This window comes from Streptomyces sp. NPDC031379 (assembly GCF_055569615.1).
Window position 1 is genome coordinate 208,836 of the sequence record NZ_JBVIIT010000015.1, and the last position, 15,899, is coordinate 224,734.

Annotated in this window: 12 protein-coding genes; 9 read left to right on the forward strand and 3 right to left on the reverse strand. The window is 70.8% G+C overall.

The window, feature by feature from the left end:
* Positions 1-106: 106 nt before the first annotated feature.
* On the reverse strand, positions 107-298 hold the full coding sequence (locus ACZ5CW_RS22805) for a hypothetical protein (RefSeq protein WP_468604120.1): 192 nt from the start codon (positions 296-298) through the stop codon (positions 107-109).
* Between the two features lie 570 nt (positions 299-868).
* Here ACZ5CW_RS22805 and ACZ5CW_RS22810 point away from each other — a divergent pair.
* From ACZ5CW_RS22810 to ACZ5CW_RS22850, 9 genes are all read left to right on the forward strand, one after another.
* Positions 869-4,654, forward strand: a complete 3,786-nt coding sequence (locus ACZ5CW_RS22810) for a sensor histidine kinase (RefSeq protein WP_468604122.1) — start codon at positions 869-871, stop codon at positions 4,652-4,654.
* A gap of 9 nt (positions 4,655-4,663) precedes the next feature.
* Complete coding sequence (locus tag ACZ5CW_RS22815) at positions 4,664-5,077, forward strand: roadblock/LC7 domain-containing protein (RefSeq protein WP_190018698.1); 414 nt, start codon at positions 4,664-4,666, stop codon at positions 5,075-5,077.
* 110 nt (positions 5,078-5,187) lie between these two features.
* Positions 5,188-5,586, forward strand: coding sequence for a DUF742 domain-containing protein (locus ACZ5CW_RS22820; protein WP_009190816.1), 399 nt, complete (start codon positions 5,188-5,190; stop codon positions 5,584-5,586).
* Entirely contained in the window at positions 5,567-6,142 is a 576-nt protein-coding gene (locus tag ACZ5CW_RS22825; protein WP_067301226.1) for a GTP-binding protein, read from the forward strand. Before ACZ5CW_RS22820 ends, ACZ5CW_RS22825 begins: the two co-directional genes overlap by 20 nt.
* 373 nt (positions 6,143-6,515) lie before the next feature.
* Positions 6,516-9,824 (forward strand): nitrate- and nitrite sensing domain-containing protein, encoded by a 3,309-nt coding sequence (locus ACZ5CW_RS22830; protein ID WP_468604124.1) that lies wholly within the window; start codon positions 6,516-6,518, stop codon positions 9,822-9,824.
* 10 nt (positions 9,825-9,834) lie between these two features.
* Positions 9,835-10,248, forward strand: coding sequence for a roadblock/LC7 domain-containing protein (locus ACZ5CW_RS22835; protein ID WP_030948713.1), 414 nt, complete (start codon positions 9,835-9,837; stop codon positions 10,246-10,248).
* Positions 10,249-10,342: 94 nt separating this feature from the next.
* Positions 10,343-10,912, forward strand: a complete 570-nt coding sequence (locus ACZ5CW_RS22840; RefSeq protein WP_073889862.1) for a DUF742 domain-containing protein — start codon at positions 10,343-10,345, stop codon at positions 10,910-10,912.
* Complete coding sequence (locus tag ACZ5CW_RS22845) at positions 10,893-11,474, forward strand: GTP-binding protein (RefSeq protein WP_026248371.1); 582 nt, start codon at positions 10,893-10,895, stop codon at positions 11,472-11,474. Before ACZ5CW_RS22840 ends, ACZ5CW_RS22845 begins: the two co-directional genes overlap by 20 nt.
* A 91-nt stretch (positions 11,475-11,565) precedes the next feature.
* A complete protein-coding gene (locus ACZ5CW_RS22850) occupies positions 11,566-14,652 on the forward strand; it encodes an NACHT domain-containing protein (RefSeq protein ID WP_468604127.1) in 3,087 nt (1,028 codons plus the stop codon).
* A gap of 61 nt (positions 14,653-14,713) precedes the next feature.
* On the opposite strand, the gene ACZ5CW_RS22855 is transcribed toward ACZ5CW_RS22850, so the two are convergent.
* Together ACZ5CW_RS22855 and ACZ5CW_RS22860 are read right to left on the reverse strand one after the other, a co-directional pair.
* Positions 14,714-14,908, reverse strand: a complete 195-nt coding sequence (locus ACZ5CW_RS22855; protein WP_468604129.1) for an acyl-CoA carboxylase subunit epsilon — start codon at positions 14,906-14,908, stop codon at positions 14,714-14,716.
* Positions 14,909-14,965: 57 nt separating this feature from the next.
* The coding region (locus ACZ5CW_RS22860; RefSeq protein ID WP_468604131.1) for an acyl-CoA carboxylase subunit beta at positions 14,966-15,899 on the reverse strand (934 nt) is incomplete at its 5' end.

Sequence of the window (15,899 nt, forward strand, 5' to 3'; positions counted from 1 at the left end):
CGAGGGGGAAACACGCTCGCGTGAATGGGAGTCGCCGGGAAAAAGAGGAGCGCGGCGGGAAGGACCGTCGTGCGATCCTCCCGGCCGCGCTCCCCTGAGCCGTGGGCTACTCGCCGGCCGCCGCCGCGCCGACCGGGACCTCCATCAGGACGGTGCGCCTGGGGTTGGCCGTCTGGGCGGGGAGGTCGAGGGACTGCTCCGGCAGCTCCGGCATCTGCAGTTCGCCGGCGTCGTCGAGGTGCGCCAGGGTCGTGCGCCGCGGGTTGGCTATCGTGCGGAACATCATCGTCGTCTTCACCGTTGTCGTCCTGTGCCCTCGGATCGAGTGGGTTGGCAGAGTCGCCCGTCCTGTAAAGCGTCAGGCTAAACATCCGATTCCCCGGTGAAGGCGCCAACTGCCTACGCTATGCGTGTGAGTTTGCTCACGAACTCACGGGCAAACCGGTCAATTCAGGCCCGCCATCCGTACCAACGAAACGGACATTGGACCCCTGAAGCCATCATTCCGCTCCTGATCATGGCGACTGGGACACGTGCCACTGGGGGGTGACCCGCAGGGGTACGTCCGATTCGCCCCGAATCGACTTCCACTGCAGGTAATGCGTCACTCACACGCCGTCACGGAGGTCACAGCTCGGGACACGGCCCTTGTTGGAGATCCGGCACTGTGCTGGAATTCCACGGACCGCCGCAGGATCGAGCCGGCGCACCGGGGCGCGACGCAGCGCCGAGTGGCGGCGAGATAGGGGGGAACCAGCGCCGGTCACTCCAGACCACCGGGGGGCGTATTCAGGGCGCTCTCCACAACGCCGACACCGTGTCCCTCCGTTCTCGCGGAGGGGTGCCTGGTCCAGAGGTTGCGACGCTAGTGCAGGGACGTTTCAAGAGGGATGGCAGCGCTTCGGCGGAGCCGGAGTCGCACGACGGGACTGGCCCCATGAAGGGCAGCTCCTCGCCCCAGCACGCCCAGAACCCGGGCCCGGCCACGCCCGGAGACGGGGGTGAACGCCCCGGGCGCCCCGGTGCGTCCGCTTCGTCGGCCTCCACGAAGACGGCGAACTCCGCGAACCCCGCCCCGGCGGCGAAGCCCGTCCAGGGCCCGTCCGGCCCGGGCTCACGCGTGGCCCTGCGCAACTGGCGCATCTCCACGCGTCTGGTGTCGCTGCTCGCCCTGCCCGTGGTCGCGGCCACCTCGCTGGGCGCCCTGCGCATCAACCAGTCCATGGACAACATCCAGCAGCTCGACAACATGAAGCTGCTGACGGAGATGACCAAGCAGGCCACCGAGCTGGCCGCCGCGCTCCAGGAGGAGCGCGACCAGTCCGCCGGTCCCCTGGCGCACGGCCTGAAGGCCAGCGACTACACGGTCAAGGGCTACCAGCAGAAGACCGACCGGGCCCGCGAGAACTTCCTCGACGCCTCCGAGGAGATCGACGCGGCCAGCAAGGACGGCAACCTTCAGGGCGTCCGCGACGCGCTCGTCGGTCTCGCCAACCAGCTGGACGACCTGGCCAAGATCCGCCGGTCCGCCTACCAGTCGAAGGAGAACGCGACCCAGACGGTCGAGTCCTACCACCGGCTCATCACCCAGCTGATCGGTCTGTCCCAGGACATGGCCGAGGCGTCCAGCAACCCGGAGATGATCTCGCGCACCCGCGCCCTGGCGGCCTTCTCCACCGCCAAGGAGTACGCCTCCGTGCAGCGCGCCATGATCGCCGCCGCACTGCCCGCGACCACCTCCACCAAGGGCCACCTCTCCGAGAACGACCGCCTCTACGGCCAGTCGGCGTACGAGAGCGAGGGCTCCGAACTCGCGATCTTCCGGAAGATCTACGCCGACCAGAACGCCGAGGAACTCCTCAAGCCGATCGACGAGGGCAACCCGACGATCGAGACGGCCGACACCTATGCCAAGCGCTCCTTCGAGTCGCGTGACGGCATCGAGACGCTGCCCGCGCGCTCCTACCGCGACTGGGTGGACACCAGCTCGACCAAGATCGAGCAGATGAAGAAGATCGAGCACACGCTGCTCGAGGACATGGAGCAGAAGGCCCGCGAGCTGCGCAGCGCCTCCGAGCGCGAGGCGATCATCTCCGGTGCGCTGATCCTCATCGTGCTGGGCGTGTCGCTGGTCGGCGCGTTCGTCGTGGCCCGGTCCATGATCCGCTCGCTGCGCCGGCTGCAGGAGACCGCGACCAAGGTCGCCCAGGACCGCCTGCCCGAGCTGGTCAAGCAGCTGTCCGAGTCCGACCCGCAGGACGTCGACACGTCCGTGGAGTCGGTCGGTGTGCACTCCCGGGACGAGATCGGCCAGGTGGCCGCGGCCTTCGACGACGTGCACCGCGAGGCGGTCCGCCTCGCCGCCGAGCAGGCCCTGCTGCGGGGCAACGTCAACGCGATGTTCACCAACCTCTCGCGCCGCTCCCAGGGTCTGATCCAGCGCCAGCTGTCGCTGATCTCCGAGCTGGAGTCCCGCGAGGCCGACCCGGACCAGCTGTCCTCGCTGTTCAAGCTGGACCACCTCGCCACCCGTATGCGCCGTAACGGTGAGAACCTCCTCGTCCTCGCGGGTGAGGAGCCCGGCCGCCGCTGGACCCGCCCGGTCCCGCTGGTCGACGTGCTCCGCGCCGCCGCGTCCGAGGTGGAGCAGTACGAGCGCATCGAGCTGGCCTCCGTGCCCACCACCGAGGTCGCCGGCCGCGTCGTCAACGACCTCGTGCACCTCCTCGCCGAGCTGCTCGAGAACGCCACCTCCTTCTCCTCGCCGCAGACCAAGGTCAAGGTCACCGGTCACGCGCTGCCCGACGGCCGCGTGCTGATCGAGATTCACGACACCGGTATCGGCCTCTCCCCCGAGGACCTCGCGGCCATCAACGAGCGGCTCGCCTCGCCGCCCACCGTGGACGTCTCGGTGTCCCGCCGCATGGGTCTGTTCGTGGTGGGTCGTCTGTCGCAGCGCCACGGCATCCGCATCCAGCTGCGTCCGTCCGACTCCGGTGGTACGACCGCGCTGGTCATGCTGCCCGTGGACGTCGCCCAGGGCGGCAAGAAGCCGGCTCCGGGCAAGCCGGGCGCGCCCATCGCCTCCGGTGGTCCCGCCGCCGCGCAGGCCGCCGCCGGTGCTGCCGCGGCGCGCCGCGGCAACGGCGGCAACGGCCAGGGCGGTGCCCTCGGCGGTGCCCCGGCCGGTGGTGGTCTGCTCGGCGCCGGTCCCGGCCCGCGCGGCCAGGTCGGCTCCGGCCAGGGTCCCCGGGCCGCGCTGCCCGGCACGGGCCAGGGCGGCCGTCCCGGTGCGCCGGGCGGAGCGCGTGGTCCGCAGGGCGGCCCCGGTGCCCAGCAGGGCCGGCCCGCGCCCGCCGGTGCGGGCGGCTTCGGCGGCCAGGCGCCGGCTGCCCCGCAGGGCCTGCAGGCCGCGAACCCGGGCGGACCGCAGCAGGACGCCTTCGGCGGCCGTGGCCCGCAGCGGCCCGCCTCCCACGCCGACCAGGGCCGGCAACCCCAGCTGCCGCCGCGCGGCGGCCCGCGGGCCGAGCTGCCCGGCGGTGACCCGCAGCAGCGCACCCCGGGCTGGCAGGACAACCAGTCCCCGCTGTCGCGCGCCTCGCTGGACGCCCCGCGCGGCCACGACGAGCGGGACCCCTCGCAGACCGCGCGCATGCCGCGCGTCGACGACCGGCAGGGCCCGGGCTCGACCGCGGAGATACCCCGGATCGACGCACAGGGCCAGGCCGCCACGGGTGAGTTCCCGCGCGCCGAGCTGAACGGCATGGGCGGCTCCCAGAACACGGGCCAGTTCGCGCGTCCCGACGCCTCCCAGCAGGACCCGTTCGCGGGGCAGCCCGACAGCCGGCAGGACTCCGGTTCGTTCGTCCGCTCCGACATCTTCGGTACGCCGGCGCCCGGACGGCAGGACGACGGCGTCCAGAACACGGGCCAGTTCGCGGCCCCGCAGGCCTACGACGGCGGCTACGACGGCGGCGGCTCCACCGGGCAGCATGCCCTGCCGGGCCGCCAGAACCCCGCGCAGACCGGCCAGTTCGAACGCCCGCAGCCGACAGGCGGCGCCGACTTCGGTGCTCCCCGCCCGCCGGCCCCGCAGCAGCGCCCGGTTCGCCAGGAGCCCGGGAACCGCGGCGCCGCGCAGCGGCCCGGCGAGGGCCGGGCGCAGGGCGACGGGTGGGCACTGCCGCCGGCCAGCGGACCGGGCGACGGCCGTACGCCGCTGTACGACACGCTGGAGACCAACTGGTTCCACGGCGGTCAGCAGCAGGGCGGCGCGCCGGCGCCGCAGCAACAGCAGCCGCAGCAACAGCAGCCGCAGGCTCCGGCCCCGGCTCAGCGGCGGTCCGCCACCGACACCGGATCATGGCGTACCTCGCCGAACGACGAACTCGTCCGGCAGGCCGAACGCGTCCGGCAGCCCGCCGCGGGCGGAGTCACCACCTCCGGCCTGCCGCGCCGGGTACCCCGGGCGAACCTCGTCCCGGGCACGGCCCAGCAGCAACAGCACCAAGCCGGTCCGCAGGTCTCGCGTGCGCCTGACGACGTACGCGGACGGCTGACCAATCTTCGTCGGGGTATCGCTCAGGGCCGTCAGGCCGGCAGCGGCCAGACCGGCAGCTTCCCGAGCCCCACTCACCAGCAGGAGCGTTAGTTGAGTCCGATGAGCCAGGCGGCACAGAACCTGAACTGGTTGATCACCAACTTCGTGGACAACACCCCTGGGGTGTCCCACACCGTGGTGGTCTCCGCCGACGGCCTTCTGCTGGCGATGTCCGAAGGTTTCCCGCGGGACCGCGCCGACCAGCTGGCGGCCGTCGCGTCCGGGCTGACCTCCCTGACGGCCGGGGCTTCCCGGATCTTCGAGGGCGGCAGCGTGGCGCAGACGGTCGTCGAGATGGAGCGCGGCTTTCTCTTTCTCATGTCCATCTCGGACGGGTCGTCCCTCGCGGTCCTGGCCCACCCCGAAGCGGACATCGGCCTCGTCGGCTACGAGATGGCACTGCTCGTCGACCGCGCGGGTGCGGTACTCACCCCGGATCTGCGCGCCGAACTCCAAGGCAGTCTGCTTCACTGACCGCCCCCGGCACCACCCACCTCACGAAAACACCGTCCGGCCGCCACAATCCCCCCACCGGCCCCACAGACGGCTTGACTGACCGACTTGCTGTCCCGCCCGGAGGATTCATGACCCCGCCCACCGCCCATCATGATCCGTACGCGGAGCCGTACGGGGACGAGGGCGACCAGCCGCTGGTGAGGCCGTACGCGATGACCGGCGGCCGGACCAGGCCGCGCTACCAGCTCGCCATAGAGGCGCTGATCAGCACCACGGCCGACCCGGCAGCGCTCATGGGGCTGCTCCCGGAGCACCAGCGCATCTGCCACCTGTGCCGGGAGGTCAAGTCGGTCGCGGAGGTCTCCGCGCTGCTGGCCATGCCGCTCGGGGTGGCCCGGATCCTGGTCGCCGACCTCGCCGAGGCCGGCCTGGTCGCCATCCACCAGCCAGGTGGCGACGAGAACAACGGCGGCGCTCCGGACGTGACGCTGCTCGAAAGGGTGCTCAGTGGACTTCGCAAGCTCTGACGCGGGCCGGGCCACCACCTCCGCGAAGATCGTGGTGGCGGGCGGCTTCGGCGTGGGAAAGACCACGTTCGTCGGCGCCGTCTCGGAGATCAACCCGCTGCGCACAGAGGCCGTCATGACGTCCGCTTCGGCCGGCATCGACGACCTCACCCACACCGGAGACAAGACCACCACCACGGTGGCCATGGACTTCGGCCGTATCACCCTCGACCAGGACCTGATCCTGTACCTGTTCGGTACGCCGGGCCAGGACCGCTTCTGGTTCATGTGGGACGACCTGGTCCGCGGTGCCATCGGCGCCGTCGTCCTGGTCGACACCCGCCGTCTCGCCGACTGCTTCCCGGCCGTGGACTACTTCGAGAACAGCGGTCTGCCGTTCGTCATCGCCCTCAACGGCTTCGACGGCCAGCAGCCCTACACCCCCGATGAAGTGCGGGAAGCGCTGCAGATCGGGCCGGACGCCCCGATCATCACGACCGACGCCCGCCACCGTGCCGACGCCAAGAGCGCGCTGATCACACTGGTGGAGCACGCCCTGATGGCACGCCTGAGGTAGCACGCAAGTACGACGTGCCGTACGGCAGTTGACGTACGGAGCCGACTGTGGCCTTTGACACGGTCGGCTCCGACGTTCATAACAGTTCGGCAGAGGAATCCCCCGGCATCACCACGCGACGCGGTCGCACGGTGCCGCTGCGCGCACAAACGCCCCGCCTTTTGGCGGGGCTCGTTCTTTATGACCGTTTTATCTGGGGCTTACAAGAGCGTGCTCCGCGGGTTTCCACTGTTTGGAAGTGCGCTGGTCCACGTGCTGGAATGCCTGAACTGCCCAATGGTCAAAGACGTACTCCGTAGTGGTCTGTGGCGAACCGGGCTCTGAGAGACTGCGGCACGACGTAGGTGCCGACCGCCGAGAGGTTGTTGGTCGAGTGAGGCGAAGCAAGAACGGTCCCGAGCCGTCGGCGCGGGGCAACTTCACCCCGCCGCCGCGCGCTGCGGCGCCCACCCCTGTGCCCAGTGCCGAGCAGGCGGCCACTCCCCCGCCGAGCGGCGGCCGCTTCTCGCCGCGCAACTGGCGGGTGCCGACCCGTCTGAACGCGATCCTGCTCATACCCGTGGCGGTCGGTCTCGTCATGGGCGGCTTCCAGGTGAAGAACTCGATCGACACCTGGCAGGAAGCCCGCGACGCCGAGAACACCGCCCGCCTGGTGCGCGCCTCCCTCGCCTATGCCGACGCCCTCGAGAACGAGCGTGACGTCACCGCGGCCCCGCTGCTGCTGAACAAGAAGGACGCCGCCAGCAAGGCCACCGTGGACGGGGCCCGCAAGGCCACCGACCAGGCCGCCGACGCCTTCGACCAGGCCGCGCAGAACGCGCCGAACAAATCGGGCCTGGAGCGCCGGCTGAAGCTGTTCCGCGAGGCCGAGCCCAAGCTGGCCACGCTGCGCCAGGCCGCGTACACCTCCAAGGTGCACGGCGTGCAGACCGAGGAGGGCTACGTCGAGGTCGCCCACCCGCTGATGGAGTTCGCCAACGAGCTGGGTCTGGGCACCGGCAACATCACCTCCTACGGCCGAACCGTCTACGCCATCTCGCTGACCAAGGCGGCGCTGTCGCTGGAACGGTCGATCGGCATGCACCTGCTGGTCAACCCTGGTCCGGACGCCCCCAACCTGGCGACCCAGCGGGTCTCCCTGTCCTCGTACGCCTACCTGGAGCGCATCGCTCTGGAGGAGTACCTGGGCGGTGGCACCGAGGCCGACGCGCAGAAGCTGACCGACGCGCAGGCGAAGATGAAGACGGACGGCGCCGCACTGGTCGAGCAGGCCAAGGCGGAGGACCCGAAGTACGTCGCCCCGCCGTCCGACCCGTCCAAGATGGTCGCGCTGATCGCCACCATGCAGGACACCTCCCCGCTCACCCGTCAGGGGCTGGCCGCCAAGGGCATCACCGCCCAGAACTGGTGGGCGGTGAACACGCTCAAGTACAAGGCCTACCGCCAGATCGAGTCGGACCTCTCCGACAAGGCGGTGAGCGAGGCCTCGACCATCGCCGACGACGCCAAGACCGACGCGTTCATCACCGGTGCCGTGGTCGTGGTCGCCCTGCTGCTCGCGTTCATCCTGGCCGGTGCCGTGGCCCGCCAGATGAGCCGCTCGATGCGCCAGCTGCGCAACGCCGCCTTCGGCATCGCCGAGCAGCGCCTGCCGATGCTGGTCGACCAGCTCTCCCGCACCGACCCCGGCCGGGTCGACACCCGGGTGGCGCCGATCCCGATCACCACCAAGGACGAGATCGGCGAGGTCGCCCGCGCCTTCGACCAGGTCCACCGCGAGGCGGTCCGGCTCGCCTCCGAGCAGGCCCTGCTGCGGGGCAACATCAACGCGATCTTCACCAACCTCTCTCGCCGCAACCAGTCGCTGATCGAGGGCCAGCTGACCCTGATCACGGACCTGGAGAACAACGAGGCCGACCCGGACCAGCTGGAGAACCTCTTCAAGCTGGACCACCTGGCCACCCGTATGCGCCGCAACGGCGAGAACCTCCTGGTCCTCGCCGGCGAGGAGCCCGGCCGCCGCTGGGACCAGCCGGTGCCGCTGGTCGACGTGCTGCGCGCCGCCTCCTCCGAGGTGGAGCAGTACGAGCGCATCGAGCTGTCCGGCGTCCCGGAGGCCGAGATCCACGGCCGCGCGGTCACCGACCTCGTGCACCTGCTGGCCGAGCTGCTGGAGAACGCCACCACGTTCTCCTCCCCGCAGACCAAGGTCCGTGTCACCGCGACCCGGCTGCCCGACGGCCGCATCATGATCGAGATCCACGACAAGGGCATCGGTCTGACCGCCGAGGACTTCGCGGACATCAACCACAAGCTGGCCAACCCGCCGACCGTGGACGCCGCGATCTCCCAGCGCATGGGCCTGTTCGTGGTCGGCCGGCTGTCCGACCGGCACGGCATCCGGGTCCAGCTGCGCCCCTCGGGCGAGCAGGCCGGTACGACCTCCCTGGTCATGCTGCCGGACGCGATCACCCACGGCGGTGGCGGCGAGACGCCGCTGGACCGCGAGGAGTTCACCGTCTCGCAGATCATCCCGGAGCAGCAGTTCCAGGGTGAGAACTTCGGCCAGGTGCAGCCGATGCGCACCGCCGCCGAACTGGGCTTCGACGACAGCCAGTACGTGGACGTCCCCGACGACATCCGCGACCTGGACCCCGTCGGCCGCTCCCTGATGCGTGAGGAGCGCCGCGCGGCCCTCGAGGCCCAGACGCACGGCCAGCCCCCACAGCCGCAGCAGGACGCCGAGACCCCCGCCGGCTACCGCGACGAGTTCGAGACGCAGCAGGGCTACGACGGCAGCAGCACGGGCTACACCGAGCAGCCGTACCAGGAGCAGCGGCAGCCCTCGTACGAGGAGCAGCAGCACACCGCGTACCAGGAGTCGTACGAACAGCCGTACGAGGAGCAGTACTACGCGCCGAACGGCGGTCTGCCGCAGAACAACGGCTTCGCCGCGAACGGCGGCTACCCGGACCCGGCATATGCGGAACCGGCTCAGGAGGAGCAGGCGCCCGCGCACGGCCAGGCGGCCGACGGTCCGGGCTCCTACGACAGCCCGTCCTATCAGGACGACTGGCCTCAGCAGGACGGCTACCAGAACGGCTATCCGACCCAGTACGCTCCGGAAGCGGAATCCGCGCAGGCCGCTGACGCGAGCGACCGGAACCGCGTAGGCTTCGACCGTCCGGGACCGGCCTCTCCCGCCGCCCACCAGCTGACCGACGCCGGGCTGCCCCGCCGCGGATCCGCCGCGAGCGGTTCCAACGGCACCGGCGGTTCCCACGGCGCCGCGAGTTCCAATGGCGCCGGCGGCGCGGGCGGCACGGCGCGCATGCGGCAGGAAACGCCGGCTCCCGCACCGGGCGAGGCTCCGGGCGGCAACGGCGACAGCGGCTGGCGTTCGGCGAACGACGAGCGGTGGCAGCAGGCCTCGCAGCTCCGCAAGCCCAAGGCAGGCGGGGTCACCGCCTCCGGTCTGCCGCGGCGGGTGCCCAAGGCCAATCTGGTCGAGGGTTCCGCCGAAACCACCCCCCAGGGAGGCCCCCAGGTCTCCCGCGCCCCGGAGGACGTCCGGGGCAGGCTGAGCAACCTGCGTCGGGGCGTCCAGCGCGGACGCAGCGCAGGCAGTGAAACGAACGGCCAGGGCTTCGGTCCTGACAGCACCTACAACCAGGAGCGTTAGTGTGAGCCCGATGAGCCAGGCGGCACAGAACCTGAACTGGTTGATCACCAACTTCGTGGACAACACCCCGGGGGTGTCCCACACGGTGGTGGTCTCCGCCGACGGACTCCTTCTGGCGATGTCCGAAGGCTTTCCCCGCGACCGCGCCGACCAGCTCGCGGCCGTCGCCTCCGGTCTGACCTCGCTGACCGCCGGTGCCTCGCGCATCTTCGAGGGCGGCAGCGTGAACCAGACGGTTGTGGAGATGGAGAGGGGATTCCTCTTCCTCATGTCCATCTCCGACGGTTCCTCGCTCGCGGTTCTGGCCCACCCGGAGGCGGACATCGGCCTCATCGGGTACGAGATGGCCCTTCTGGTGGACCGCGCGGGCACGGTTCTCACCCCGGATCTCCGCGCGGAGCTTCAGGGAAGCCTTCTCAACTAGTAATCGGACGGTGCGTATTTGTGTCCCGGGGCCGTAAGGTTTCGGGACGCGGCGCCACAGGTTTGGGTGCCCGGCGCAGTCGGAGGAGGAGAAAGTGGCAACACCCCCAGGCGGTTCGTCTTCGGGCAACTGGTCGTACGGCCCTGCCCAGGGCCAGGGCGACGGTTCGGCGAACCGGTACAACTTCCCCTCCGCCCCCAGCCACCGGCAGCCGTACGCCCCGCAGGGCCCCGGTCCGTCGCCGTACGACCAGCCCCCGGCCCCGCGGATCCAGCCGGTCCAGCCGCAGCGCCGGCCCGAGCCGGCACCGGCGTCGGCGTCGAACAACCCCTTGGTGCGTCCGTACGCCATGACCGGCGGCCGGACCCGCCCGCGCTACCAGCTCGCCATCGAGGCACTGGTGCACACCACCGCCGCTCCGCACCAGATGCAGGGCCAGCTGCCCGAGCATCAGCGGATCTGCAACCTGTGCCGGGAGATCAAGTCGGTGGCCGAGGTCTCGGCCCTGCTGACGATCCCGCTCGGCGTGGCCAGGATTCTCGTCGCCGACTTGGCGGAGGCGGGCCTGGTCGCCATCCATCAGCCCGGCGGCGACGAGAACGCCGGTGGCCAGCCAGACGTGACACTGCTCGAAAGGGTGCTCAGTGGACTTCGCAAGCTCTAGCGGCGGTCCTTCCCGCTCCACCACCTCCGCGAAGATCGTGGTGGCGGGCGGCTTCGGCGTGGGCAAGACCACGTTCGTCGGCGCCGTCTCGGAGATCAACCCGCTGCGCACAGAGGCCGTCATGACGTCCGCTTCGGCCGGCATCGACGACCTCACCCACACCGGAGACAAGACCACCACCACGGTGGCCATGGACTTCGGCCGTATCACCCTCGACCAGGACCTGATCCTGTACCTGTTCGGTACGCCGGGCCAGGACCGCTTCTGGTTCATGTGGGACGACCTGGTCCGCGGTGCCATCGGCGCGATCGTCCTGGTCGACACCCGCCGTCTCGCCGACTGCTTCCCCGCGGTCGACTACTTCGAGAACAGCGGTCTGCCGTTCGTCATCGCCCTCAACGGCTTCGACGGCAACCAGCCGTACAACCCCGACGAGGTCCGCGAGGCCCTGCAGATCGGCCCGGACACCCCGATCATCACGACCGACGCCCGCCACCGCGCGGACGCCAAGTCGGCGCTGATCACACTGGTGGAGCACGCCCTGATGGCACGCCTTCGCTAGTCGTCCCCTGACTTCGGGGCCCTTTCCTTCGGAAGGGGCCCCTTTGTCGTACCCCCCTGCCACACTGGTCGACGCACCGGAGGGGGTGGCGATGGTTGCTGAGGCGGCTGCGTTACGGCTGGGGACGACCGTGGCGAAGGCCGCGGCCCAGATGTGGCTCGGTGGGAAGCGGCGGGAGCAGGAACGCCGCATGGACATGGGCGAGCTGGTCCGGCTGCGGATATCGGGGCTCCGCTACCAGCGTGGCGTGCAACGGCAGTTCGAGGAGATCGCGGACGCTGTCTACGACCGGCTGGCGCCCTTCCTGGAGAGGGAGTTCCCCGGGCTGGAGGAGAGCAGCCGGCAGGCCGTGGTCGACGGGGTGTGCGACACGTTCGCGGCGGCCGACCTGTCGGACGAGGCGATCCTGGCGGCGGACGCGAAACCGGCGCAGATCGTGCGGCGGGTGACGGGGTCGGTACGTCCGCCGGTGGGCCTCGGTGAGGCGGAGAGCCGGCTGTACGAGCTGCTGTTCGCGGAGTGCGTCGAGTACTACGTACGGATCGTGCAGGGCCTGCCGGTCTTCGAGGAACGTGCGCTGAGCGAGTTGCTGGCGCGTACGACGTCGCTGGGCGCGGAGATCGCCCGGCTGCTGGAACGGCTGCCCGACCGGTCGCTGTTCGCGCCGGAGGGGACGGACCGGGACGGCGACTTCCGGCGCCGCTACCTGGAACTCGTCAGCACGAGCCTGGACGAGGTGGAACTGTTCCGGCGCACGTCCGACCGGGCGGGCGCGCAGGTGCGGCTCTCGGTGGCGTACGTCAGCCTGCGCGCCACGGGCGACGACGGGAGCCGGCGTCGCCCGGCCCGCTCCCTGCCCTTGCCGCGCCCCGACATGAGCGACTGGGAGGAGCCCGGCGAGAGCGCCGGGATGCGGGTGGAGGCGGCCCTGGGCGGAGCCACCCGGGTGCTGCTGCGGGGCGAGGCGGGCTCGGGCAAGACGACACTGCTGCGCTGGCTGGCGATCACGGCGGCGCGGGGGGCCTTCACCGGCGATCTGGCCGGCTGGAACGGCCTGACACCGGTGTTCGTGAAACTGCGGGAGTACAGCGGCCGGGAGCTGCCGAGGCCGGAGGCGATGCTGGACTCGGTGGCCGGGCAGATCACCGGGGTCATGCCGAAGGCATGGGTGGAACGCCAGCTCGCCGACGGGACCGCCCTGCTGCTGATCGACGGCGTGGACGAGCTGCTGGACGGCGAGCGGCGAGGCGTTCGGGAGTGGCTGCGCAGGCTGTTGACGGCGTACGCAGCGGTGCGGGTCGTCGTCACCTCGCGCCCCGCTGCCGCACGTGCCGACTGGCTGCGCCGCGAGGGGTTCACGGCGCTCCACCTGGACCGGATGACCCCTCCCGACCTCGCGGCCTTCGTACGGCAGTGGCACCGGGCGGTACGGGAGGTGGGCGACGACCTTCCCTGCAGGCCGGAGGAACTCCCGCGCTACGAGCAGTCCTTGCTGACGAGTCTGAAGGACCGCCCGCACCTGCAGTCCCTGGCGGGTACGCCGTTGCTGGCGGCGATGCTCTGCGCGATGCACCTCAACCGGGGCAGCCAGCTCCCCCGGGACCGCATGGAGCTGTACCGCAACGCTCTGCACGCCCTGGTGCACGAACGGGACGCGGACCGGAACGTGCCGAGCGCGGTGGACAGCCGGCTGAGCCTGAACGACAAGCTGATACTGCTGCGGGACCTGGCGTGGCGGCTGTCCGACAACAACCGCACCGAGATCGCGCTGGAGCAGGCGGCGGTGCACGTCGGCAGGAAGCTCGCGGGGATGCGGCACCTGGAGGAGCAGGACGGCACCGGGGTCCTGGAGCAGCTCCGGGACCGCTCGGGGATCCTCCGCTCCCCCGCCGAAGGCCGCCTGGACTTCGTCCACCGGACCTTCCAGGAGTACCTGGCGGCGGAGGAGGCCACGCAGGAGGACCGGGTCGGCAATCTGGTGGGGCGCGCGCATCTGGACCTGTGGCGGGAGACGATCGTCATGGCGGCCGGGCACGCGAACACGCCCCAGCGGGAGGAACTGCTGGACGGCATCCTGGACCGGGCACGGGACGAGCCCCGGCATGCCCGCACCCTGCGGCTGCTCGCGGCGGCCTGTCAGGAGACGGTCCCGTCCGTCTCCGACGGGCTCGCCGGGCGTCTGGAGGAGACGGTGTCCGCGCTGCTGCCGCCCCGCCGCAGGACGGACCCGCCCGCGCTGGCCGCGCTCGGCCCGAGTCTGCTGCGCAGACTGCCCCGCTCCCTGGGCGAGATGACGCCGAAGGCGGCGGTGCAGACCGTGCGGACCGTGGCGCTGATCGGCGGGGAGGAGGCGCTGCGGCTGCTGGAGGGGTACGCGACGGACGGACGGCGCGACGTGATCGCCGCGCTCGTCGACGCCTGGGCGTATTTCGACGCGGACGCCTACGCCGAACGGGTGATGGACGGGCTTCCGCTGGACCGGCACTCGGTGGTCCTGACCCACTCGGGGCAGTTGCGGGCGGCGGCGCGGTTGAGGTCGCTGTCCACGCTGAGGATCACGTTCGAGCTGGAGGACATGTCCGCCCTCACCGCGCTTCCTTCGCTCCAGCAGCTGACCTGCAAGGTGCGGGGCACGGCCGACCTGTCCGTGCTGCAGGGCCATCCCGCGCTCTGGTTCCTCCAGGTGCTCGGTGGTGCCTCGCTCCGGCATCCGGAGGCTTTGGCGGACCTGCCCGCACTGCGCTTCCTGCAGTTGCCGCTCACGGGTCCGGACGGCATCGAGGGTCTGCCGGTCATGCCCGAGCTTCTCCTGCTCGGTGTCTCGGGCGTCACGGCCGAGACGAGGCTGGGCTTCCTGGCGCCGTACACGGGTGTCGAATACCTGCACCTCGTCGGCGCTCCGGGCAGTCCGCTGCCCGAACTCGCACCTCTGTCCGCGCTGACCTCCCTGAGCAGCCTGACGCTCTACAACTTCCACGTCCCCGACCCGGCCCGCTGGCCGGCATCGGGCTGTGCCGAACTCGTCGATCTCACCCTGTGCGACTGTCTGCTGTCCGAGGGACTCGACGGTCTGAGCACGTTGCCCCGACTGAGGTGGCTGCAACTGGAGGACTGTGAGACCGCCGAGGGTCCCGTCACCCGACCGGACCTTCCCGGCGTCACCGTCACCATCGACTGAACACCCCACGGCCCCGCCCTCCCGAAGGAGCGGCGGGGCCGTGGGGCATGCGTAAAAAGGCTCAGTGCCAGCTGTGCGGGGCCCGGAAGCCGGGCTCGCGCTCCAGGCGGCGCCAGCCGGCCTTCGCGCGGCCTCGGTGGGTCTGGCCCGTGGGCGCCGGCTGGGCGGCCGCGCGGGCCAGGAGGACGGCCGTGATGGCGGCGACCTCCTCGGGCTCGGCGTGGCCCTTCTCGACGCGGATGTCAGGAGTGCTCATGGGTGTCAGTCTCCGTGAGAGAGGGGTCCGCGGGGTTGCCGCGGCGGGTCCGCTCGGTTACTGCGGGGGGTTGCCGTGCTTGCGGGAGGGCAGATCGGCGTGCTTGGTCTGCAGCATCGCCAGGGACTTCGCGAGCACCTCACGCGTCTCGGCCGGGTCGATGACGTCGTCGACCAGGCCCCGTTCGGCCGCGTAGTAGGGGTGCATCAGCTCGGCCTTGTACTCCTTGACCATCTTCTGACGCATGGCCTCGGGGTCCTCCGCGCCGGCGATCTGCCGACGGAAGATGACGTTCGCGGCGCCTTCCGCGCCCATCACGGCGATCTCGTTCGTCGGCCAGGCGTAGGTCAGGTCGGCGCCGATCGACTGGGAGTCCATGACGATGTAGGCACCTCCGTACGCCTTGCGCAGGATCAGCGAGATCCTCGGCACGGTCGCGTTGCAGTAGGCGTACAGCAGCTTCGCGCCGTGCCGGATGATTCCGCCGTGCTCCTGGTCGACTCCGGGGAGGAACCCCGGGACGTCCAGGAAGGTGATGATCGGGATATTGAAAGCGTCACACATCTGGACAAAGCGCGCAGCCTTTTCGCTCGCCTCGATGTCCAGGACGCCCGCCAGCACCTGCGGCTGGTTCGCGACGATGCCCACGACCTGGCCGTCGAGGCGGCCGAGGGCGCAGATGATGTTGCGCGCCCAGCGCTCGTGGACCTCCAGGTACTCGCCGTCGTCGACGATCTCCTCGATGACCTTGGCCATGTCGTAGGGCCGGTTGCCGTCCGCCGGGACCAGGTCCAGCAGGAGGTCGGAGCGGCGGTCCACCGGGTCCGTCGACTCCGCCCGCGGCGGGTTCTCGCGGTTGTTCTGCGGCAGCAGCGACAGGAGGTAGCGCACCTCGGCGATGCACGTCTCCTCGTCGTCGTAGGCGAAGTGGCAGACGCCGGAGGTCTCGGCGTGCACGTCGGCGCCGCCCAGGCCGTTCTGGGTGATCTCC

Coding starts and splice junctions, on each gene's coding strand:
- ACZ5CW_RS22815 (WP_190018698.1), top strand. CDS start 4,664: ATGAGCCAGGCGGCACAGAACCTGAACTGGTTGATCACCAACTTCGTG.
- ACZ5CW_RS22820 (WP_009190816.1), top strand. CDS start 5,188: ATGACCCCGCCCACCGCCCATCATGATCCGTACGCGGAGCCGTACGGG.
- ACZ5CW_RS22835 (WP_030948713.1), top strand. CDS start 9,835: ATGAGCCAGGCGGCACAGAACCTGAACTGGTTGATCACCAACTTCGTG.
- ACZ5CW_RS22850 (WP_468604127.1), top strand. CDS start 11,566: ATGGTTGCTGAGGCGGCTGCGTTACGGCTGGGGACGACCGTGGCGAAG.
- ACZ5CW_RS22855 (WP_468604129.1), bottom strand. CDS start 14,908: ATGAGCACTCCTGACATCCGCGTCGAGAAGGGCCACGCCGAGCCCGAG.